The organism is Saltatorellus ferox (assembly GCA_007751475.1).
Lineage (GTDB): Bacteria > Planctomycetota > UBA1135 > UBA1135.
Genome location: CP036434.1, coordinates 5,378,240 through 5,397,965, shown reverse-complemented (window position 1 = coordinate 5,397,965; position 19,726 = coordinate 5,378,240). Strand labels below are relative to the sequence as shown.

Below are 19,726 nucleotides of genomic sequence, written 5' to 3'. Positions count from 1 at the left end.
GTCTAAGCGCTGCCAGGATCACGCGATTCTGCCCCATGGGGTCCTGCCGTCGTACGATAGGGACGAGCCTTTACCCCTCCTCGACATGACCCTCTCCAGCGATTCGCAGCCCGCATCGGGCGTCCCCGGGGCGCCCCTTCCGGTGCTCCCTGCCCATGCCCACGCGCGGGGCGGGGCCGGGTCGCTCGTTTCGCTCCGGAACGTGGGCATCTGCGCCCATATCGATGCCGGGAAGACGACGCTCACCGAGCGCATCCTCTATCAGACCGGGACGGAGCGGCATATCGGCCGGGTCGACGAGGGCACCTCGGTCATGGACTGGATGAGCGAGGAGCGCGAGCGCGGGATCACCATCACCGCTGCCGCGACCCGGGTGAGCTGGAAGGGCATCGAGATCAATCTCGTCGACACGCCGGGCCACGTGGACTTCACGGTCGAGGTCGAGCGCGCCATGCGGGTTCTGGATGGCGCGGTTCTGGTGCTGGACGCCGCCGCCGGGGTCGAGCCGCAGACGGAGACGGTCTGGCGCCAGGTTCGGCGCCAGGCGGTGCCCGCGATCGGCTTCGTGAACAAGTGTGAGCGGCCCGGGGCCGACGTGCTGGCCTGCGCGGCGTCGGTCGAGTCGCGGCTGGGGGCGAAAGCGCTGGTCATCGCCTACCCGATCGGGGGAGGGGATACGGGCGAGCCGCTCCAGGGCATCGTGGACCTGGTCCACCGGCGGGCCTGGGGAGTGGTCAAGCCTGGAAGCATCGGGTTGGAAGGGCAGATCGACGTGCCCGAGGCCGTGGCCGACGAGGTGGACGTGCTCAGGGCTGAGCTGGTGGAGGCGCTGGGGGACCTGGATGACTCCATGTGTGAGCTCCTGGCGGAAGGTCGAGAGCCGAGCGGGGAGCAGATCGCCGGGGCCCTGCGGCGGCTGGTGCTGCGCCAGGCCGTGGTGCCGCTGCTCTGCGGGGCGGCGCTGATCGGCCAGGGGGTCGCCTTGCTCCTCGACGCGATCGCCGCCTACCTGCCGTCGCCGACCGATGTCCCTGTACCGCCGCTATTCGTGGCTGCTGGGGGGGCTGAGGCGCCCGATGGGCCGCCGCCGGAGCCCCTGGCTCTCGTCTTCAAGGTGCACTCGACCCGGACCCGGGGAGAGCGTCGAGACGTGACGTTCGTGCGGGTCTACACCGGCGAGATCGCGGCGGGAACTCGCCTCTGGAACGACCGAACCGGCGTCACGGAGGAGGTGCTGGGGGTGCTCAGGATCCACGCCGCCGACGTGCAGCATATCGATCGAGCCCTGGCGGGAGACGTGGTGGCCCTCGCCGGGCTCCGGGCCACCGGGACGGGCGATACGCTGGTTCCAGAGGGCTGCAAGGTCCGCCTGGAGCCCCCGGTGCTGCCTGCGCCCGTGCTGGGTTATCTGGTGGAGCCGGTGCGCGACGAGGAGCGCCTGACTCTCCGGGATGCCCTGGAACGCCTCGCCCGGGAAGATCCGTCGCTGCGGCTCGCCGAGGATCCGGCGAGCGGCCAGTGGCTGCTGGAGGGGATGGGGGAGCTCCACCTTGAGATCGCTCTGGCGCGAATGACGTCGGAATACGGGGTCACGCCGCGGAAGAGTTCCTACAGGATCGCCTTCCGCGAGGTCGTCTCACGGGCGGCCACGGGGAGCGGGGAGATCGAACGCCTCTACGGGGACACGCTCGGTCGGGCAAGGGTCGAGGTGCGCATCGAGCCCGCCGAGGACGGGGAAATCGGGCGGGGCCTCACCGTGGCCTTCGGGCCAGCCGTGAGGATCGAGCCCTCTCGGGCGCGGGCTCTCCGGACGGCCTTGATGGCCGAGGCCCAGTCCGGTCCGATCGCCGGGCACCCCGTCCGAGGGGTCGTGATCGTGGTCACGTCGGTCGATCTTCCGGCAAATTCGGAGGGGGAGCTCCTTCGGATCGAGGGCGATGCCGTGGAAACCGCGGCGGAGCAAGCGGCCGTGGCAGCGCTGCGGGACGCACTTCGGAACGCGAACTCCGAGGGACATGTGGTGGTGATGGAGCCCACGATGACGTTCGTCGTGGAGACGCCAGACGATGTCTCGGGTGGCGTGATCGGCGACCTGAACAGCCGACACGCGATCATGGACGAGGTGATCTCCACGGGTACGGAGTCCCGCCGCGTGACCGGGAAAGCGCCCCTCAGGGGCCTCTTGGGCTATTCTACGAGCCTTCGGTCTCTTTCGAAGGGCAGGGCGACCTTCAGTATGGAGCCTTCAGGGATGACGCCTCACGTGGGGGATCTCGGGCGATCGGCGACGCGGCCGACCTGACGGGACATGGGAGGACACGGGAGACGGAGGGCGCCTAACGCCCCGGGAGCGACGGTTCCAAGAATCATTTTCAGGAATCCGCTCCAGACCGTTGACCGCTCACACCCGCTCCCATACTCTTTTCGCCCCGTACCCGAACGGCGTGGGTTCTGGCGCAGCGCAGATCGACCGAGGTGACCGTCCTGAACGGCACCCAACCGTGTCTGCTGCTTCCCGGAGTTCCCTGCTGAACGGGGCAGTGCTTTTTTGCCCTGACGATGCGTGCGAGCCAATGGCTCTGGCGCCCATCGGCCGAGCCTGGAGCCTGTCAGGATCCCCCCCCCGACTGATGCGCCAGCACTGCTGGCGCTACGACAACTCACTGCTTTTTCTCACTGCTTTTTCTCACTGGCGGCACCCCTTGCCGCTGGCCACCCCTTCTTGCTCCGCTCTGCGGTGCACGACCGAGTGAAAGCCCGCTGCCTCCGTCCCCGTTCCGCGAGCTCTGCTCGACGAGCGGGATCCAGGTAAGGACCGAACTCAAACCCACCGATCATGAGCGACCGCATTCAAATCCGCATGGAGGCCTACGACCACGAGGCACTCGATCAGTCGAGCGCCGAGATCGTGGAGACCGCCAAGCGAACGGGTGCCCGCGTGCAGGGGCCCATTCCGCTCCCGACGCGCATCGAGCGCTATACCGTTCTGCGTTCGCCGTTCATCGACAAGAAGAGCCGCGAGCAGTTCGAGATCCGGACGCACAAGCGCCTGATCTACATCTCGGAGCCGACCCCACAGACGGTCGACTCGCTCTCGTCGCTCAACATGCCCGCGGGTGTCGACATCCGCATCAAGGCCTGATTCTTTCACGGCGTTCGTGGACCCCGCTTCGGTGAGGTCCGGCGTGCGCCGCTCTTTGTAATTCTCCCGCCGCGTGGCCAGGCGTCGCCGCAGCAACTTGCTGTGGCGCTGGTCGAACCGGCATCCCTCCCGGGACCGTTCCCACCGATTGGCGGTGGGGCCGCGGGCCCTGGATTCACCACTCCCCCCATGCTCTCCGCCAGCATCGGGTTCCCGCCGGTTCAGCCGGTGGGGGCGCGACAAGGATTCCGAGAGCAGAAGACATGACGCTACTTCTGGGACGCAAGAGGGGCATGACACAGCTTTTCGCCGAAGACGGAACGGTTACTCCGGTAACCGTCGTCGAGGCGGGACCCTGCACGGTCATGCAGCTCCGCACGATGGAAAAGGACGGCTACCACGCTGTCCAACTCGGCTTCGAGGACAAGCGGGACAAGATCTCCGCCAAGCCTCAGCGCGAGGCTGCCAAGAAAATCGGTACCGCTCCGAAGCGCTTTCTGCGCGAAGAACGCCTTACGTCGGCCCCCGAGGTCGAGGTCGGTCAGACGATCGGCGTGGACGCTTTTGAAGAAGGCGCTCTCGTGGACGTGACCGGCATCACCAAGGGCCGCGGTTTCGCGGGTACGATCAAGCGCCACGGTTTCGCCCGTGGCCCGAAGACGCACGGTTCCATGAACTACCGTCGTCCCGGCTCCATCGGTTGTTCGGCCTACCCCGGCCGGGTCTTCAAGGGCAAGCGCATGTCGGGCCACTACGGCGCCAAGCGCAAGACGCTCAAGAACCTCGAGATCATCCGCGTGGATGCCGAGCGCAACATCCTTCTCGTGAAGGGTTCCGTGCCCGGTTACAACGGAAGCTTCATCCAGATCCGCACCGCGCGCACCGGCGTCAAGAAGGGCTAAGGCAGCAAGATGAAAGTCAAAAGCTACAAGGCCGGAAGCGTCGGCGAAGTTGAACTCGACGTCGCGCCGTTCGGCGAGAAGATTCTCTACCGCACCCTGAAGGACGCGGTCGTCATGCACATGGCGAACCAGCGCCAAGGCACGGTGAACACCCGGGGCCGCAGCGAGGTCAAGGGTACGAACAAGAAGCCGTACAAGCAGAAGCACACCGGCCGCGCCCGCGCGGGTGACATCAAGTCGCCCATCTGGCGTGGTGGCGGTACGGTCTTCGGACCGAAGCCCCGCGACTACAGCTACCACATGCCGGTCAAGGCACGTCGCGTCGCCCTGCGCAGCGCGATCGCTGGCAAGATCGCTGACGGCGAACTCGTCGTCGCCGATCTCGGTGACTGGAGCGAGCCGTCTTCGAAGTCGGCCCGCAAGGTCCTCGCGGACCTCGGTTCGCCGCGTCGTGCCTGCGTCGTGATCACCGATCGCAACGAGAACCTCTACAAGTCGTTCCGCAACTTCCCGCTCGTCTCGGTGCGCACGGCTGCAGAGCTTTGCACCTTCGACGTCGTGAACGGCGGAATCATCATCGCGGAGCAGGGTGCCATGGACGCGCTCGCCGCCCGAGTTGGCGCCAAGAAAGCAAAAGCTGCGGAGAGTGACTCGTGAGCCAGCACCTCGATCGCTACTACAACATCATCAAGAAGTCGCACGTCACCGAGAAGGCGACGAACGACTCCCTGAACCGCAACGCCTACCACTTCGTCGTGCCGACGAACGCGAACAAGGTCGAGATCCGTCACGCGATCGAGTCCCTGTTCGAGGTGAAGGTCGAGGCGGTGAACACGCTGACGAAGCGTGGCAAGGTCCGCCGCCGCGGGTACGTGAAGGGTCAAAAGCCCGACTGGAAGAAGGCCATGGTGACGCTCAAGGAGGGCGATTCGATCGACATCTTCTAGTCGGATGCTTCCCGTCACTCGAAGGCCCGCGCAGATCGCGCGGAGCCGCCGGGTGAACGAGACTCCGAACAGAAGCGAGCCTGACCGCTCCCTCGAGAACCAAACCGCTATGCCAATTCGCAAGTACAAGCCCACGTCCGCAGGTCGCCGCCACGGCAGCGTCCTGACGTACGAAGAGATCACGAAGACCACGCCGGAGAAGTCCCTTCTCCGTCCGCTCAAGAAATCGGGCGGTCGCAACAACTACGGGCGCATCACGGTGCGTTTCCGTGGGGGCGGCAACAAGCGTCAGTATCGCCTGATCGACTTCAAGCGCAGCAAGGACGGGATCCCCGCCCGCGTGCACTCGATCGAGTACGATCCCAACCGCACCTGCTTCATCGCTCTCCTGCACTACGCAGACGGCGAGAAGCGCTACATCCTCTGCCCGATCGGGCTCGAGGTGGGGCAAACGATCCTCTCCGGACCCGACGCCGAGCCGAACCCTGGCAACGCGAAGATGCTCCGTGACATCCCGATCGGTGTCCAGGTGCACAACATCGAGCTCCAGCCCGGACGCGGCGGCCAGATCGTCCGCTCGGCGGGCACGTCGGCCCAGCTCACCGCCCGTGAGGGCAAGTACGCGGTCGTTCTGCTGCCCTCGGGCGAACTTCGCCGCGTCCACGTGACCTGCCGCGCCACCATCGGCCGCGTCGGGAACACGGACCACCAGAACGTGAAGCTCGGCAAGGCCGGTCGTAAGCGTCACCTGGGCCGCCGACCGCACGTCCGCGGTACGGCCATGAACCCGGTCGACCACCCCATGGGTGGTGGTGAAGGCCGGACTGCGGGTGGTCGTCACCCATGTTCGCCGACGGCCGTGCTCGCCAAGGGCGGTCGCACGAGGCGCCGCAATCACCCGACCGACGTTTTCATCATTCGCCGCCGCAAGCGGAAGTAACGGGCTTCGCCGCCTGACCCCGGGTCCCGCTGGATCCGGGCGGGCGGCCACCCGATTCCCGTTACCCACGCACGCAATTCAGGACAGCCATGTCAAGAAGCATCAAGAAGGGCCCCTACATCGACGCCAAGCTCGAGAAGAAGGTCCTCGCACAAAACGAAGCCGGCACGAAGAACCCGATCACGACTTGGGCGCGCGCTTGCACCATCTCCCCCGATTTCATCGGGCACACGTTCATGGTCTACAACGGCAAGACCCACGTGAAGGTCTATGTCAACGAAGACATGGTGGGGCACAAGCTCGGGGAGTTCTCGATCACGCGACTCTTCCGCGGCCACACCAACAAGAAAGAAGGCACGAAGGCCGGCCGCTGATCCAAGGTCGTTGATATGAAGAACGAAATCATCAAAGACCTCGGCGGGTTCGTCGCCCGGCACCGCTACGCGCGCATCTCGTCGCGCAAGGCGCGCCTGGTGGCCGACGTGATCCGAGGCCGCAATGCCAACGACGCACTGGAGATCCTGGAGCTGATGCCCCAGCGTGGCTCCGCCTTCTTCGCGAAGATCGTGGCCTCGGCCATTGCCAACGCGTCGCTGGACGAAACCGTCGACACGAACGACCTGATCATCGTGGACTGCCGCGCTGATGACGGTCCCATGCTGAACAACCGTCTGCGCTATCGTCCCGGCCCCCAGGGCCGTGCGATGCCGTACCGCAAGAAGACCGCTCACCTGTCCGTGATCGTGGCTCCCCTGGGCGCCATCGGCGACGACGCTGCCGAGGCCGCGAACGCGTAAAATCCTATGGGACAAAAGATCCACCCAACCGGCTATCGAGTCGGAATCATCGAGCCCTGGGCCTCGCGCTGGCATGGCAACAAGCACGACTTTGCGCGCTTGCTGTACCAGGACAAGCTCATCCGCGATCACGTGATCAAGGAGTACGGCTCCGCTGGCATCCCGCGCATCGAGATCGAGCGCACGAGTGATGCGGTCAACGTCATCATCTACACGGCCCGTCCCGGCGTTCTCGTCGGCCGCAAGGGCGTCCGCATCGATCAGCTCAAGAGCGATCTCCAGGGCGTTGCGGGAACGACGGTTCACCTGACGATCCACGAGATCAAGCGTCCGGAGCTGTCCGCTGGCCTCGTTGCCGAGGGCATCGCCGAGCAGCTCAAGCGCCGGATGGCGTTCCGCCGTGCCGTCAAGAAGGCCGTTCAGTCGACGATGCAGGCCGGCGCCCTTGGCGTCAAGGTCATGATCAACGGCCGCCTCGGTGGCGCTGAGATGGCCCGCCAGCTCCAGGAGCGGGAAGGCCGCGTGCCGCTCTCGACGCTCCAGGCGAACGTCGAGTACGGCACCGCGCTGGCTCGAACCGGCTATGGCGTCATCGGCGTCAAGGTCTGGATCTACAAGGGCGACATCGAGCGCGGTGAGAAAGTCAACTACCGTGTCACGTCGGCAGCCGGCGGTCGTTACGACCGTGGCGGTGGTCCCGGCGGCGATCGCGGACCACGTCGCGGCGGCAGCCGTCGCGGCGGCGGACGAGGACGCGGCGGTAGCCGCGGGGGCGGCGGCGGTCGCGGCCCTTCAGCACCCCAGGGTTCCATCACCGAAGGAGGTGCGTGATGGCTTACATGCCGAGGCGCATCAAGCGCCGCCGCGTATTCCGCGGCATGATCAAAGGACTGGCCACGCGGGGCAACCGCGTTTCGTTCGGCGACTACGGCCTTCAGGCCCTGGACGCCGGGTGGATCACGGGTCGTCAGCTGGAGGCAAGCCGTATCGCGGCGAACCGTGCCACGCAGGGCGCCGCCAAGATCTGGATCCGAGTGTTCTGTCACAAGCCGATCTCCTCGAAGCCGGCCGAAACCCGAATGGGTAAGGGCAAGGGTGACGTGGACTTCTGGGCCGCGACGGTGCGTCCGGGTACCATCATCTTCGAGCTCGGCAACGTGACGGAAGACAAGGCCAAGCTGGCATTCAAGCGCGTCGCGCACAAGATGCCCATCAGGGTTCGGATGGTGAAGAGGGTGCCAACTACCTGAGCGATTGGGACGCGGCTGCTACCGGCCGCGCCTCCTCTCAGCGAAACGGGTATAGATTGCTATGAAAGTTGAAGACATCCGCGCCAAGACGGACGCGGAGCTCGAATTCGAGCTCAAGAACATCAAGAAGGATCTCTTCGAGGCGCGCTTCCGCGCTTCGATGGGAACCGACGCGAAGACGGGCCGCATTCGCGAGATGCGCCGCACCGTGGCGCGGATCACCACTATCCTGCACGAGCGCTCGATGAACGTGCGTGGCGCCAGCTCCAAGTGAGCCCCCAGGGTCGTTGACAGAACGAACAGGGCCATTAGCACAAAGAAACTGAAGCGATGACTACATCAACAGAAAACAACGGCGTCGAGCGCGCGAGTCGGAGGGTCGTCCAGGGCATCGTCTCTGGCAACGGCTCCGACAAGACGATCGCCGTCCGGATCGAGCGGATGTTCAAGCACCCGAAGTACAAGAAGTACATCCGGCGCCATTCCAAGGTCCACGCCCATGACGAGACGAACGAGGCCCAGGTGGGTGATCGCGTCGAGCTCATGGAGTGCCGGCCCATGTCCAAAACCAAGCGCTACCGTCTGACCCGCGTGGTCGAGCGCCCCTCGCTTCCTGATGGGGCCCTTCGCCCCACGGAAGTTCAGGACGCAGCGACGGCCGACGCCATGGGTGATGCTTCCGGGGAGGACAACTCGTGATTCAAATGCAGACCTACCTGGACGTCGCCGACAACACCGGCGCCAAACAAGTCCAGTGCATCAAAGTGCTCGGCGGTACCCACCGTCGCTACGCCGGCCTCGGCGACATCGTCGTGGCTTCCGTCAAGAAGGCCATCGCGGGTAGCGAGGTCAAGACCGGCACCATTGTCAAGGGCGTGATCGTCCGCGTGAAGAAGAACACCCGCCGTGCAGACGGCAGCTACGTTCGCTTCGACCGGAACGCTCTCGTCATCGTCGACGGTGAAGGCAACCCGAAAGGCACCCGTATCTTCGGCGCCGTGGCCCGCGAGCTTCGCGACCGCAGCTTCATGAAGATCGTTTCGCTCGCCCAGGAGGTGATCTGATGCACGTCAAGCGCGGAGACCAGGTCATCGTGATCTCGGGCAACGACAAGGGCACCACCGGTGAAGTCATCGAGGTGCACCGTCAGGACAACCGAGTCGTCGTCAGCGGAGTCAACATCCGGACGAAGCACGTGAAGCCGACGCAGAGCAACCCCCAGGGAGAACGCGCCCAGCGCGAGTTCTCGATTCATGCGAGCAACGTTCAGTTGCTCGACCCCAAGACCGGCAAAGGTTCGCGTAAGCGTCCAACGGCCTGATCTTTTTCTCCACTGGCTCTCCACTGGTTTCGCGGACGTCGGTCTCACCGATCGCTGCGCATTCCGGTGGGGGACCCACCCACTCACCTTTCGCCAAACGCAAGCCGACCCAGACCGGTACGCACCCCACATGGCACGCCTCAAAGAAGTCTACACGTCTCAGGTCCGGCCCAAGCTGGCCGAGGCCTTCGAGATCAAGAACATCCACGCTATCCCGCGCCTCGAGAAAATCGTGGTGAACATGGGGGTCGCTGGAGCGGTCGAATCCAAGTCCAAGGTCGAAACGGCCGCTCGGGACATGGGCACGATCACCGGCCAGAAGCCGACCATCCGCAATGCCAAGAAGTCCATCGCCGGATTCAAGCTCCGCGAAGGCATGCCGATCGGCTGCGCCGTGACGCTTCGCGGCGAGCGCATGTGGGAGTTCGCCGACCGCCTGATCGCCGTCGTCCTTCCCCGTATCCGCGACTTCCGCGGAGTGAAGGACAAGCTCGACGGACGTGGCAACTACACGCTCGGTCTCTCCGAGCAGTCGATCTTCCCCGAGATCCCCTTCGACCGCATCGAGTTCCAGCAGGGCATGGATATCACCTTCGTGACCAGCGCTCCGACCGACAGCCAGGGGTACATGCTGCTCAAGGAACTCGGGATGCCCTTCATCGACCGCAACGCCAAGGCCTGAGGCCGATAAGAGGAGAATCTAGAGCCATGATGACCGACCCCATTGCCGACATGCTCACGCGCATTCGGAACGCCAACTCGATCGGACGCAAGACCGTCGACATGCCCGCCTCGCGTATGCGCGTGGGTATCGCCAACGTCCTCAAGGACGAAGGCTTCATCGAAGACTACAGCGTGGAAGCAGGGCAGCCCTCGAGCACCCTCCACGTGCACCTCCGCTACGGCATCGACGGTGAGAAGGTGATCCGTTCGATCATCCGCGTCAGCAAGCCCGGCCGCCGTGCCTACGCCGGACTCAAGGAGTTGAAGCCTGTCCTTCGTGGGCAGGGCATCAACGTTCTCTCGACGCCGAAAGGCGTCATTTCGGACCGTAAGGCGCGCGAACTCGGCGTCGGCGGTGAGCTTCTCGCTGAGGTCTACTGATCGATTCACATGTCACGTATCGGCAAAGCAGCAATCACGATTCCCTCTGGAGTCCAGGTGGACCTCAAGGGACGCGAAGTCAACGTCAAGGGGCCGAAAGGTAGCCTGTCGATGACGCTCCGCCCCGAGGTGGAGTTCAACGTCGAAGGCAACGAGGCCTCCGTCTCTCTCAATGGTTCCGGCGCCCCGCGCGCCGCCCGTGCCTACCACGGCATGACCCGGGCGCTCGTGGCCAACATGGTTCAGGGCGTGACCCAGGGCTATTCGCGGAAGCTCGAGATCGTAGGGGTTGGTTGGAACGCGAAGGCTCAGGGTGACAAGGTCGTCCTGAACATTGGTTTCTGCCACGACGTTCCCAAGCAGATGCCCCAGGGCGTCACCGTCGAGTGTCCGAACCCCACGACGATCGTCCTCACCGGCATCGATAAGCAGGTCGTCGGCCAGGTCGCAGCGGAGATCCGCAAGGTCCGCCCGCCCGAGCCCTACAAGGGTAAGGGCATTCGCTACGAAGGCGAGTACATCAAGCGCAAGGCAGGTAAGAGCTTCGGCTCCTGATCGGAACATAAGAGATGAAGTCCATCGTACTCCTCAAGAACAAGCGTCGCGATCGCCGCGCCAAGAGCATCCGTCGACGGATCGCCGCCACGGCGAGCCGTCCGCGCCTCTCCGTGCACCGCACGACCAAGCATATTTCGGCCCAGGTCATCGACGACGTCACCGGACACACGCTCTGCGCTGTTTCCACGACCTCGAAGAAGCTGGCTGATCTGCTGAACGGCAAGACCAAGTCGCAGAAGGCCGCCGTGATCGGCGGTGAAATCGCGCGCATGGCCAAGGATAAGAACGTCACCGAGGTCGTGCTCGACCGCGGCTACTCCCGCTACCACGGCCGCGTGAAAGCGCTCGCCGAAGCCGCCCGCGAAGCAGGCCTCTCGCTCTAATCAGATGAAGACCCACGTCGAATACCTCGATCACGCCGACATCCAGGAAGCAGGCGAGCTCTCCGAGCAGCTGCTCCAGGTCAACCGCTGCGCCGCAGTGGTGAAAGGCGGCCGCCGCTTCTCCTTCTCCGGCCTTTGCGTCGTCGGCAACCGTAGTGGCGTTGTCGGCTACGGCTTCGGCAAGGCCCGCGGCGTACCGCAGGCCATCGAGAAGGCGAACAAGGACGGGCGCAAGCACCTCCAGCAAGTTCCGCTCACCGCCGAGGGTTCGATCCCTCACGAGGTGATCGGCGAGTTCTGCGCCGCGCGCGTCAAGCTCATCCCGGCCTCCGAGGGTACGGGCATCATCGCGGGCTCCTCGGTCCGCGCCGTTGCGGAGATGGCGGGTATCAAGAACCTGCTCTCCAAGTCGATGGGGTCCACCAACCCGATCAACCTCGTCAAGGCCACGCTCGACGCGCTCGCCCAGCTCCGCACCCCTGCGGACGTGGAAGAGCTGCGCAAGATCAAGCTCTAGGAGCCACCAGATATGGATCTCAAAACAGTCTGCGCCAAGGGCGTCAAGTACGCCAAGCGCATGCGGATCGGTCGCGGTACCGGCAGCGGTAACGGTAAGACCTCGGGTCGCGGTCACAAGGGTCGCGGTCAGCGCTCGGGTGCCAGCCGTCGTGCCGGTTACGAAGGTGGTCAGATGCCCATCTATCGTCAGGTCCCGAAGGTTGGTTTCACCAACGCTCGGTTCCGGACGGACTACACCATCCTGAACGTGGGAGACCTGTCCGCATTCGCCGATGGCTCGACGGTCGACCTTCAGCAGGTGCTCGACAAGGGCCTTGCCTCGAAGACGTCGAACCTTCTGAAGCTCCTCGGGAACGGCGATCTGTCGGTCAAGCTGACCGTCCGCGCGCAGAAGTTCTCGAAGACGGCCCAGGAGAAGATCGAGCAGGCTGGCGGCACCGTCGTCATCCTCGACAACCTTGGTCGTGAAGCTCAGGCCACCGCCGACGCTTCCTGATCGTGACGCGAGCCCGCCTCGACACCGCAGTCTCACCGCACTCCCACTTCCCTACCCTCCAACCCCAGACGTAATCCCCCGTGGAGAACAACTTCCTCAAGCTGTTCAAGATTCCGGAGACCCGGCAGCGCATCCTGCGCACGCTCGGGCTTCTGATCGCGTACAGGGTTGGATTCCAGATCCCGATTCCGGGTATGGATTCGCAGTTCCTGTCGGAGTCAGCCGGTGACTCGATCTTCGGCCTTCTCTCCGCCCTCTCGGGCGGGGCGATCGGTCAGACGACGATTTTCGCCCTCGGCATCATGCCGTTCATCTCGGCGTCCATCATCTTCTCCATGCTCACCAAGGTGTCCCCTCAGCTCGAGGCGGTCGCCAAGGAAGGTGCAGCAGGCCAGAAGAAGATCAACCAGTGGACGCGTCTGACGACGGTGCCGATTGCGCTGGTCCAGGCGATCTTCATCTACACCGGGGTCTTCCTGCAGAACCCGCAGATGATCGACGTGTCGATGCGTGACAACAAGGCAGGCCTGGCGTTCATCGTCATCGGCGCGCTCTTGACCGGCGCTCTCCTCGTCATGTGGATCGGTGAACTCATCACCGAGTACGGTGTGGGCAACGGCGCCTCGCTGATCATCATGGCGGGCATCATCGCCGGCATGCCGTCGTCGATCGCCCAGCTCAAGGAGAACGACAACTTCTGGAACGTGATGGTGTTCCTCCTGATCGTCTGGGCGATCACCATCTTCGTCGTCGTCTTCATGCACAAAGGTGCGCGTCGGATCCCGATCCAGTACGCACGCCTCCAGAGGGGCCGCAGGGTCTACGGCGGACAGCGCCACTTCCTGCCGCTCAAGGTCAACATGGCGGGCGTCATGCCCATCATCTTCGCATCCGTTCTGTTCGTGATCCCCGGCATCCTCTTCGGATGGGCTGGCTGGGGCTATGGTCAGCGGATGTTCAGCGACCCCACTGGGTTCGTGTACACGGCTCTCTACCTCGTCCTGATCTTCTCGTTCTGCTTCTTCTGGAACCGCCTGATGTTCCAGCCTGAAGACATCGCGAAGAACCTGCGCGAGCACGGCTCCTTCATCCCTGGCATCCGTCCGGGTGCGAAGACGGCCGAGTACCTTTCACGCGTCCTGACGAGGATCACCCTCGCCGGCGCGGCATTCCTGGCGGTTGTCGCCGTGCTGCCGGCCTTCATCACGAAGGACTCCAGCCTCACGATGGAGATGCGCTACTTCCTCGGCGGTACCTCGGTGCTGATCGTGGTGGGGGTAGCCCTCGAACTCGTGGACAAGCTCCAGGCTCAACTTGTCATGAAGGCCTACGATGGGGGAGGCGCTCCTCCTGCAGTCGGCACCAAGCCCGGAAAAGGCAAAGGCGCGGCCCGCGGCGGCGCTTCCTGGACCAAACGAGACGGGGAAGCAGGCGCGACCTAGGCCTATAAGAGGGTTTCCGCCCTCGTCCCGTAGCGCGTCCACACCAGCCCATGGCAAAAGAAGAACCGATCACAGTCGAGTGCATCGTGACCGAGGCTCTCCCCAACGCTCGTTTCCGAGCGAAGTTGGAGTCCGGCCACGAGATTCTCGCGCACGTCTCCGGCAAGATGAGGATGCACTACATTCGCATCCTACCCGGCGACAAGATCACCGTAGAAATGTCACCCTACGACCTCACCAAAGGTCGAATCACCTGCCGAGGTGAGCGCCGCAGACGCGGTGGCCGCGGCCGGAGGAGAAGAAGAAGATGAAAGTCCGAAGCAGCGTGCGGCGCATGTGTGCCAAGTGCAAGATCGTCCGCCGCCGTGGTGTCGTTCGCGTTATTTGCGACGCCGACCCCCGCCACAAGCAGCGTCAAGGCAAGTAAGCGCCCGGCCGGATGGCCTGGGCCCCCAGGTCAACCATGGCCGGTCCCTACAACAACTGAGCTCCCAGAAACATGGCACGTATCATCGGCGTCGACATTCCGAACGACAAGCGTTTGGAAATCAGCCTCACCTACATCTTCGGCGTTGGCCGCAAGACGGCACTGGACGTGTGCCGCGACCTGAACCTCGATCCCGGCATGAAGGCCCGGGACCTCAACGAGATCCAGGTCACGGAGATCGCCAACCATCTTCAGAAGAACTACAACGTCGAGGGTGAGCTTCGACGCACGCTCGCGCAGGCGATCTCTCGCCTCCGTGACATCGGTTGCTACCGGGGCCTTCGCCACCGTCGCAGCCTCCCGGTCCGCGGTCAGCGGACCCGAACCAACGCCCGTTCGCGCAAGGGACCGAAGAAGACGGTCGCTGGCAAGAAGTCCGTCAAGAAGTGATCTCGCCCTGGCGCGGGACTCGGCTCCTCGGGAATTCCCTCCGGATTCCCCAGGGACCGCGGCCGCGCCGGACGGAACGCCCCATACACCACGCTCGCGAGATCGCGAACCCAACCTAGAACCGAGCGGCTCCGAGCAGCTGATTCGAACCACCACTCATGGCCAAGAGCACCAAGCGCAAGGCGAAAAAGAACATCGTCAAGGGGATCGTCCACGTGAAGTCGACGTTCAACAACACGCATGTGACGATCACGGACCCGGCGGGCAACACGATTTCGTGGGGCACGGCAGGCAGCCAGGGTTTCAAAGGAACCCGCAAGAGCACGCCGTTCGCGGCCCAGCGCGCGGCCGACAACGCCGCTCAGGCTGCGATGCGCCACGGCCTCAAGGAGGTCGAAGTTCGGGTCAAGGGCGCGGGATCCGGTCGCGAGTCGGCCGTTCGTGCTCTCGCCAACGCCGGTCTCCGCGTGGTTTCGATCGAGGACGTCACGCCCCTTCCTCACAACGGCTGCCGCGCCAGCAAGCGTCGCCGCGTCTGATGCGCAGTCGGCTCCTTTCCCGCGCCTCCCGGTTTCACCGGATTGCCGCGGTCCAGGATCCGGCGCCGCGGACTTCGCTCACCACTGAACACCTGTCACTTGACGCCTAACTGATATGGCTCGTTACACCGGACCCAAGATCAAACAGTGCCGCCGGGAGGGGATGAACCTCTTCTTCCTCGGTCAGAACACCTCCAGCGGAAAAGTCGCCGTGCTTCAGCGCCGCGACTACCCGCCCGGGGTACACGCCCAAAGCCGCCGCAAGGTGACCGACTATGGCGTGCGCCTTCGCGAGAAGCAGAAGCTCAAGAGGGTGTTCGGGGTACTCGAGCGCCAGTTCAAGCGCTACTTCGCCGAGGCGGAGCGCATGAAGGGCAACACCGGTGAGAACCTTCTCACCCTGCTTTCGCGTCGCCTGGACAACGTGGTGCTCTCGGCAGGCTTTGCGACGACCCTCGCTCAAGCCCGTCAGATGGTCAATCACGGGCACTACCTGGTGAATGGCAAGCGCGTCACGATCCCGTCCTTCCGCGTTCGCGCGGGTGATGTGGTCCAGCCGCGTACCAAGGAGAACACGAAGAAGATCGTCTCCGGGTTCATCGACGTGAACAAGGGCGGCTTCCGTCCCGAGTGGCTGAGCGTCGATGACGACGCGATGTCCGTCACGGTGACGACGCTGCCCAAGCGCGAAGACTTCCAGTTCCCGATCCAGGAACAGCTCATCGTCGAGCTCTGCTCGAAGTGAGCCGTCGAGGTACCCCCAGGGGGGGTACCTCAACGACTCACTTGTGTTTCTGGCGCATCCGCTTACGCGGATGCAGCGTGAGCCAAGCGTCGCCCGAAAAGGCGGGTCTGGTGAGCGAGCCGGGGACACGGGTTGCCTGGGAGTGCCAGCGAGTTGCCCTGGGGCGGCTGAGTGGGTGACTCCTGGGTCACTCAAGCGCTGCCTCGGGGTGGCCGGGCTGCTCCTGGGTTGCCGGGCTGCTTCGGGCGGCCGAGCCGCGTGACCGTGGCTGGGCTAACTGACCGTGTTGGGGCTCACTGACGAGTGGGCTCCCTGATCGTCTTCCGGGCGATCGAAATCAACTCCGCATACACACACACCCGCTTCTCGACGACTCCGGTCGTGGAAAGCTCGCCCTGCTCCCGTGGGGCCTGAAACAAGAGAGACTCATCCCATGAGGATCCGCTGGCGTAATTTTGAACTTCCTTCGCGCGTTGAAGCCGACGACGCGACGCTCACCGACACGTACGGTCGATTCCTGATCGATCCGTTCGAGCGCGGCTTCGGGCAGACGATCGGCAACGGCCTGCGCCGCGTGCTGCTTTCGTCCATCGAAGGCTGCGCCGTGACGGCGGTCCGCATCGACGGCGCGAGCCACGAGTTCGATAGCCTCGAAGGTGTCTACGAGGACGTGGCTGCGATCATCCTCAACCTCAAGCGCCTCCGTATCGAGTATGACGGGGACGGTCCGATCGTGTGCCGCATCCAGCGCTCCAGCGAGGGCGCGGTGACCGGCGCGGACGTGGAGTGCGAGCGTGGCGCGAAGGTCATGAACGAGGACCTGCACATTTGCACCCTCACCATGGACCGCGAGTTCGACGTCGAGCTGGATGTCAACCGAGGCCGCGGCTACGTGCCGGCCGAGGACAACAAGTTCGATGATCAGGAACTGGGCAAGATCCCGGTCGACTCCAGCTACTCGCCGGTCGAGCGAGTTCGCTACGGCATCGAGGCCTGCCGCGTCGGCAAGTTCACGAACTACGACCGCCTGATCCTCGAGATCTGGACCGACGGTTCGGTGACGCCCGAGCTGGCCCTCACGGAGGCCGCCAAGATCTACCGGAAGCACCTGAACCCCTTCGTCCTTCAGGGCGAGACGCGGGACTCCAAGCCGCTTCTCGACACTCCGACCGCTTCGGAGTTCAACCCCCAGAAGCAGGAGGACTCCGAGCTCTCCCGCATGCTGGATGCCCCGATCGCGGACCTCGAGCTTTCCGTTCGCGCCCGCAACTGCCTGGACGGTGCCAACCTCCAGACGCTCCGTGACCTCGTGACCATGTCGGAGAACGACGTGATCAACCTCAAGAACCTCGGCAAGACCTCCCTCACGGAGATCAAGTCGAAGCTCGCCGAGCGTGGTCTCTCGCTCGGCATGAAGGTGACCGAGTAGTAGAGCTTTCCCCCGCCTCCCGTCCACGACCCTCTCCCTGCCCCAGAACTGGGGCGCCCTCGCGCAACCTCTTGCCGGGGCGCTGACTCCCTAGACTCCCATGCGACACCGCGTAGCCGGATTTAAGCTCGGACGCACGACCAGCCACCGCCAGGCCATGACCAGGAACATGGCGGCCTCGCTGATCGAGCACGAGCGTATTATCACGACCGTTCAGAAGGCGAAGGCCGTCAAGCCCTTCGTCGAGAAGCTCGTGACCCTTTCCAAGGACCCGTCCCAGCACAACCGCCGCCGCGCTTTCAGCAAGCTGCGCAGCAAGGACGGCGCCAAGAAGCTCTTCGACGTGCTCGGGCCGCGCTTCCAGGATCGTCCTGGCGGCTACTGCCGGATCATCAAGCTGACCAAGCGTCGCCTCGGCGACAACGGTGAGCGCGCGATCCTCGAGTTCGTGGAGCGCACGCCCCGTGAGGAACTGGACGCCGCTGCGGAGTAGCCTTCTGGCGACTCGCTTCCGACTTTGGTAACGGCGACCTTGACCCGTCACTTCCTGATCTTCGGCCCCCCCGCGGCTGGCAAAGGCACCCAGGCTGGTTCTCTGAAGGACCACCTGGATGTGCCCCACGTCTCCACGGGTGATATGTTTCGCGCTCACCTGAAAGGGGAGACGGAGATCGGGCTGCAGGTGAAAGACATTCTCGCGGCTGGAAAGCTGGTTCCGGACACGGTCACCAACGCCATGGTGGCGGAGCGTCTCGCCGAGCCTGATACGGCCGAAGGAGCGCTGCTGGACGGCTTTCCGAGGAACGTGCTTCAGGCCTCGTGGCTGGACGGATACCTCGCCGGGCGAGGGACGAAGCTGGCGGGCGTGGTGGTGCTGGAAGTTCCTGACGAGGAGCTGAAGAAGCGCCTGATCGGCCGCGCCGAGAAGGAGAACCGCAGCGACGATGCGGATCCTGCGGTCGTCCAGCGGCGGATCGATACCTATCGCGAGCAGTCCGAGCCGTGCATCGCGTACTACCGTGAGCAGGGTCTGGTACCGGTCCATTTGATCGATGGTGCCGGAACGGTAGAAGAGGTCCGTGCACGGATCCAGTCTTCGGTTTGATCTGGCGGTAGCGGTCCGCGGCTTCAGCGCCCGTAGCGGACTCGGCCACTTGGTACGAAAGCAAGGCACTTCGATCTGCGTAGCCGATCGAAGTGCCTTGCTTTCGTTCCGATCGGTCGAATGCGCAACGGGTCGCCAATGCCATAGGTTCCCTGATTTACCACTTAGAAAGTTTCTTTTGGTTGCTCGAAACTGCCCGTTCCGCGTGGGCTACGGGTGACTGATGCAGCGCTCTCGACTCGTACCTTCGGGCTCCCTCAAGGCTCACGCAACCGTGGCGTTCTGCCTGGTTCTCGCCGTTGCCTGGAGCTTCGCCTACCTGGTTCCGTCCTGGGAGAGCCGCGCCCATTCCGTGGATCCTTTCGCGGCGTCCTCGCTCGGTGGCGTACCGAGGGATGCAGCCGCTGCTCCGGTGGTCGTCCGGGTGACCGACGACGGCGCGTGCACGATTTCGGGAGAGGCGGCGAGCGACAGCCCTCACCCCGTTTTCCTGACGGCGCTCCGCTACGAGCGTGCCGGTGAGACCTGGATCGTGGCCGACTTCGTGAACATCGACCTCGGAGACCAGCGAGCCTTCGTCCTACAAGGACTCATTCCAGGACGCTGGTTCGTCGCCGCGAGGGGTTTCACGGATGACAGTCCTGCGTGGGGTCGAAGTCCTGCCATCGAACTCACCGCGGAGCACTCTTTCCAGCGCACCTCGATTGTACTGAAGCGCTTCGAAGTCGACGTCGTCGTCCATGGACTGCCGGAGGAACTGAAGGACGAGGTCTATCTCTCCATGGATTGGGAAGAGGGGGATCGGGTGCAGGTCGAGGGGGACGAGTTCCTCGACCTTCCGGATGACGCCTGCCCGCGGACAGACTGGCTTCAGACGTTCGGCTCCCTGGAGAACGTCGGCACCATCTGGATGGTCAGCCATCCTCCCTCGGAAGCCGATGGCTCGACCGAGGACCGGCTAGACACGAGCGTCGACCCATGGGGTCTGGCCCGGCGCCGTCTCTCCTGGATCACGCCCGCCTGGGAAAAACCGCTCTCCCTCCATGCGCCCGGACCGGGAAGGGTCACGGTCACCCTCCACGGCTTGCCTGGAGCGGAGGCAGCTCGGGCTCACTCCGTCGATCTGACGCCGAGCCTCGCCAAAACCGTCCTGGAGTTCAGCATCGACGCGGACACGTTGCCCATGAGCGAAGACTCCTTCTGATTCGAGACGTGTCCCGCTGCGGACCA

Annotated in this window: 30 protein-coding genes; all 30 read left to right on the top strand. The window is 64.3% G+C overall.

Features of this window, described 5'->3' with window-relative positions:
* Positions 1 to 85: 85 nt before the first annotated feature.
* The 30 genes from Poly30_RS19375 (at position 86) to Poly30_RS19230 (ending at position 19,700) form a co-directional block, all read left to right on the top strand.
* Positions 86 to 2,302, top strand: coding sequence for an elongation factor G (locus Poly30_RS19375; protein ID WP_145201048.1), 2,217 nt, complete (start codon positions 86 to 88; stop codon positions 2,300 to 2,302).
* Positions 2,303 to 2,836: 534 nt separating this feature from the next.
* The gene (rpsJ, locus tag Poly30_RS19370; RefSeq protein WP_419190390.1) at positions 2,837 to 3,142 is read left to right on the top strand and encodes a 30S ribosomal protein S10; all 306 of its coding nucleotides are present in this window, start codon (positions 2,837 to 2,839) and stop codon (positions 3,140 to 3,142) included.
* Positions 3,143 to 3,405: 263 nt separating this feature from the next.
* The gene (gene rplC, locus Poly30_RS19365; RefSeq protein ID WP_145201042.1) at positions 3,406 to 4,044 is read left to right on the top strand and encodes a 50S ribosomal protein L3; all 639 of its coding nucleotides are present in this window, start codon (positions 3,406 to 3,408) and stop codon (positions 4,042 to 4,044) included.
* 9 nt (positions 4,045 to 4,053) lie between these two features.
* Positions 4,054 to 4,701, top strand: a complete 648-nt coding sequence (gene rplD, locus Poly30_RS19360) for a 50S ribosomal protein L4 (protein ID WP_145201039.1) — start codon at positions 4,054 to 4,056, stop codon at positions 4,699 to 4,701.
* Positions 4,698 to 4,991 (top strand): 50S ribosomal protein L23, encoded by a 294-nt coding sequence (gene rplW / locus Poly30_RS19355; RefSeq protein ID WP_145201036.1) that lies wholly within the window; start codon positions 4,698 to 4,700, stop codon positions 4,989 to 4,991. The genes rplD and rplW overlap by 4 nt, the downstream gene beginning before the upstream one ends.
* Positions 4,992 to 5,100: 109 nt before the next feature.
* Positions 5,101 to 5,931, top strand: a complete 831-nt coding sequence (gene rplB, locus Poly30_RS19350) for a 50S ribosomal protein L2 (RefSeq protein ID WP_145201033.1) — start codon at positions 5,101 to 5,103, stop codon at positions 5,929 to 5,931.
* A gap of 89 nt (positions 5,932 to 6,020) precedes the next feature.
* Positions 6,021 to 6,305, top strand: coding sequence for a 30S ribosomal protein S19 (rpsS, locus tag Poly30_RS19345; RefSeq protein ID WP_145201030.1), 285 nt, complete (start codon positions 6,021 to 6,023; stop codon positions 6,303 to 6,305).
* 15 nt (positions 6,306 to 6,320) lie between these two features.
* Positions 6,321 to 6,728, top strand: coding sequence for a 50S ribosomal protein L22 (rplV, locus tag Poly30_RS19340; RefSeq protein ID WP_145201027.1), 408 nt, complete (start codon positions 6,321 to 6,323; stop codon positions 6,726 to 6,728).
* Between the two features lie 6 nt (positions 6,729 to 6,734).
* Positions 6,735 to 7,559 (top strand): 30S ribosomal protein S3, encoded by an 825-nt coding sequence (gene rpsC / locus Poly30_RS19335; RefSeq protein ID WP_145201024.1) that lies wholly within the window; start codon positions 6,735 to 6,737, stop codon positions 7,557 to 7,559.
* Complete coding sequence (gene rplP, locus Poly30_RS19330) at positions 7,559 to 7,978, top strand: 50S ribosomal protein L16 (protein WP_145201022.1); 420 nt, start codon at positions 7,559 to 7,561, stop codon at positions 7,976 to 7,978. Before rpsC ends, rplP begins: the two co-directional genes overlap by 1 nt.
* 61 nt (positions 7,979 to 8,039) lie before the next feature.
* A complete protein-coding gene (rpmC, locus tag Poly30_RS19325; protein WP_145201019.1) occupies positions 8,040 to 8,252 on the top strand; it encodes a 50S ribosomal protein L29 in 213 nt (70 codons plus the stop codon).
* A gap of 56 nt (positions 8,253 to 8,308) precedes the next feature.
* Positions 8,309 to 8,677: a 30S ribosomal protein S17 gene (rpsQ, locus tag Poly30_RS19320; RefSeq protein WP_145201016.1), complete on the top strand. Its 369-nt coding sequence runs from the start codon at positions 8,309 to 8,311 to the stop codon at positions 8,675 to 8,677.
* On the top strand, positions 8,674 to 9,042 hold the full coding sequence (gene rplN / locus Poly30_RS19315; RefSeq protein ID WP_145201013.1) for a 50S ribosomal protein L14: 369 nt from the start codon (positions 8,674 to 8,676) through the stop codon (positions 9,040 to 9,042). The genes rpsQ and rplN overlap by 4 nt, the downstream gene beginning before the upstream one ends.
* Complete coding sequence (gene rplX, locus Poly30_RS19310) at positions 9,042 to 9,299, top strand: 50S ribosomal protein L24 (RefSeq protein WP_145201011.1); 258 nt, start codon at positions 9,042 to 9,044, stop codon at positions 9,297 to 9,299. Before rplN ends, rplX begins: the two co-directional genes overlap by 1 nt.
* 130 nt (positions 9,300 to 9,429) lie before the next feature.
* Positions 9,430 to 9,981, top strand: a complete 552-nt coding sequence (rplE, locus tag Poly30_RS19305) for a 50S ribosomal protein L5 (RefSeq protein ID WP_145201008.1) — start codon at positions 9,430 to 9,432, stop codon at positions 9,979 to 9,981.
* Positions 9,982 to 10,007: 26 nt separating this feature from the next.
* Positions 10,008 to 10,403: a 30S ribosomal protein S8 gene (gene rpsH, locus Poly30_RS19300; RefSeq protein ID WP_145201005.1), complete on the top strand. Its 396-nt coding sequence runs from the start codon at positions 10,008 to 10,010 to the stop codon at positions 10,401 to 10,403.
* A gap of 9 nt (positions 10,404 to 10,412) precedes the next feature.
* A complete protein-coding gene (gene rplF / locus Poly30_RS19295) occupies positions 10,413 to 10,958 on the top strand; it encodes a 50S ribosomal protein L6 (protein ID WP_145201002.1) in 546 nt (181 codons plus the stop codon).
* Between the two features lie 14 nt (positions 10,959 to 10,972).
* Positions 10,973 to 11,344 carry a 50S ribosomal protein L18 gene (gene rplR, locus Poly30_RS19290; RefSeq protein ID WP_145201000.1) on the top strand — a complete coding sequence of 124 codons (372 nt, stop codon included), beginning with the start codon at positions 10,973 to 10,975 and terminating at the stop codon, positions 11,342 to 11,344.
* A 4-nt stretch (positions 11,345 to 11,348) separates the two neighbouring features.
* The gene (gene rpsE / locus Poly30_RS19285; protein ID WP_145200997.1) at positions 11,349 to 11,861 is read left to right on the top strand and encodes a 30S ribosomal protein S5; all 513 of its coding nucleotides are present in this window, start codon (positions 11,349 to 11,351) and stop codon (positions 11,859 to 11,861) included.
* Positions 11,862 to 11,873: 12 nt separating this feature from the next.
* Positions 11,874 to 12,359: a 50S ribosomal protein L15 gene (rplO, locus tag Poly30_RS19280; RefSeq protein ID WP_145200994.1), complete on the top strand. Its 486-nt coding sequence runs from the start codon at positions 11,874 to 11,876 to the stop codon at positions 12,357 to 12,359.
* Positions 12,360 to 12,439: 80 nt separating this feature from the next.
* Entirely contained in the window at positions 12,440 to 13,801 is a 1,362-nt protein-coding gene (secY, locus tag Poly30_RS19275; RefSeq protein ID WP_145200991.1) for a preprotein translocase subunit SecY, read from the top strand.
* Positions 13,802 to 13,851: 50 nt separating this feature from the next.
* Positions 13,852 to 14,112: a translation initiation factor IF-1 gene (infA, locus tag Poly30_RS19270; RefSeq protein WP_145200988.1), complete on the top strand. Its 261-nt coding sequence runs from the start codon at positions 13,852 to 13,854 to the stop codon at positions 14,110 to 14,112.
* A complete protein-coding gene (gene rpmJ / locus Poly30_RS19265; RefSeq protein ID WP_145200985.1) occupies positions 14,109 to 14,228 on the top strand; it encodes a 50S ribosomal protein L36 in 120 nt (39 codons plus the stop codon). Before infA ends, rpmJ begins: the two co-directional genes overlap by 4 nt.
* Before the next feature lie 72 nt (positions 14,229 to 14,300).
* Positions 14,301 to 14,678 carry a 30S ribosomal protein S13 gene (gene rpsM / locus Poly30_RS19260; protein WP_145200981.1) on the top strand — a complete coding sequence of 126 codons (378 nt, stop codon included), beginning with the start codon at positions 14,301 to 14,303 and terminating at the stop codon, positions 14,676 to 14,678.
* A gap of 158 nt (positions 14,679 to 14,836) precedes the next feature.
* Positions 14,837 to 15,217, top strand: coding sequence for a 30S ribosomal protein S11 (rpsK, locus tag Poly30_RS19255; protein ID WP_145200978.1), 381 nt, complete (start codon positions 14,837 to 14,839; stop codon positions 15,215 to 15,217).
* A gap of 115 nt (positions 15,218 to 15,332) precedes the next feature.
* Positions 15,333 to 15,962, top strand: coding sequence for a 30S ribosomal protein S4 (gene rpsD / locus Poly30_RS19250; RefSeq protein WP_145200975.1), 630 nt, complete (start codon positions 15,333 to 15,335; stop codon positions 15,960 to 15,962).
* A gap of 433 nt (positions 15,963 to 16,395) precedes the next feature.
* A complete protein-coding gene (locus tag Poly30_RS19245) occupies positions 16,396 to 17,391 on the top strand; it encodes a DNA-directed RNA polymerase subunit alpha (RefSeq protein ID WP_145200972.1) in 996 nt (331 codons plus the stop codon).
* A gap of 100 nt (positions 17,392 to 17,491) precedes the next feature.
* Entirely contained in the window at positions 17,492 to 17,884 is a 393-nt protein-coding gene (gene rplQ, locus Poly30_RS19240) for a 50S ribosomal protein L17 (protein ID WP_145200969.1), read from the top strand.
* A 39-nt stretch (positions 17,885 to 17,923) separates the two neighbouring features.
* A complete protein-coding gene (locus Poly30_RS19235; protein ID WP_145200966.1) occupies positions 17,924 to 18,496 on the top strand; it encodes an adenylate kinase in 573 nt (190 codons plus the stop codon).
* 223 nt (positions 18,497 to 18,719) lie between these two features.
* Positions 18,720 to 19,700 (top strand): hypothetical protein, encoded by a 981-nt coding sequence (locus Poly30_RS19230; RefSeq protein WP_145200963.1) that lies wholly within the window; start codon positions 18,720 to 18,722, stop codon positions 19,698 to 19,700.
* Positions 19,701 to 19,726 lie beyond the last annotated feature (26 nt).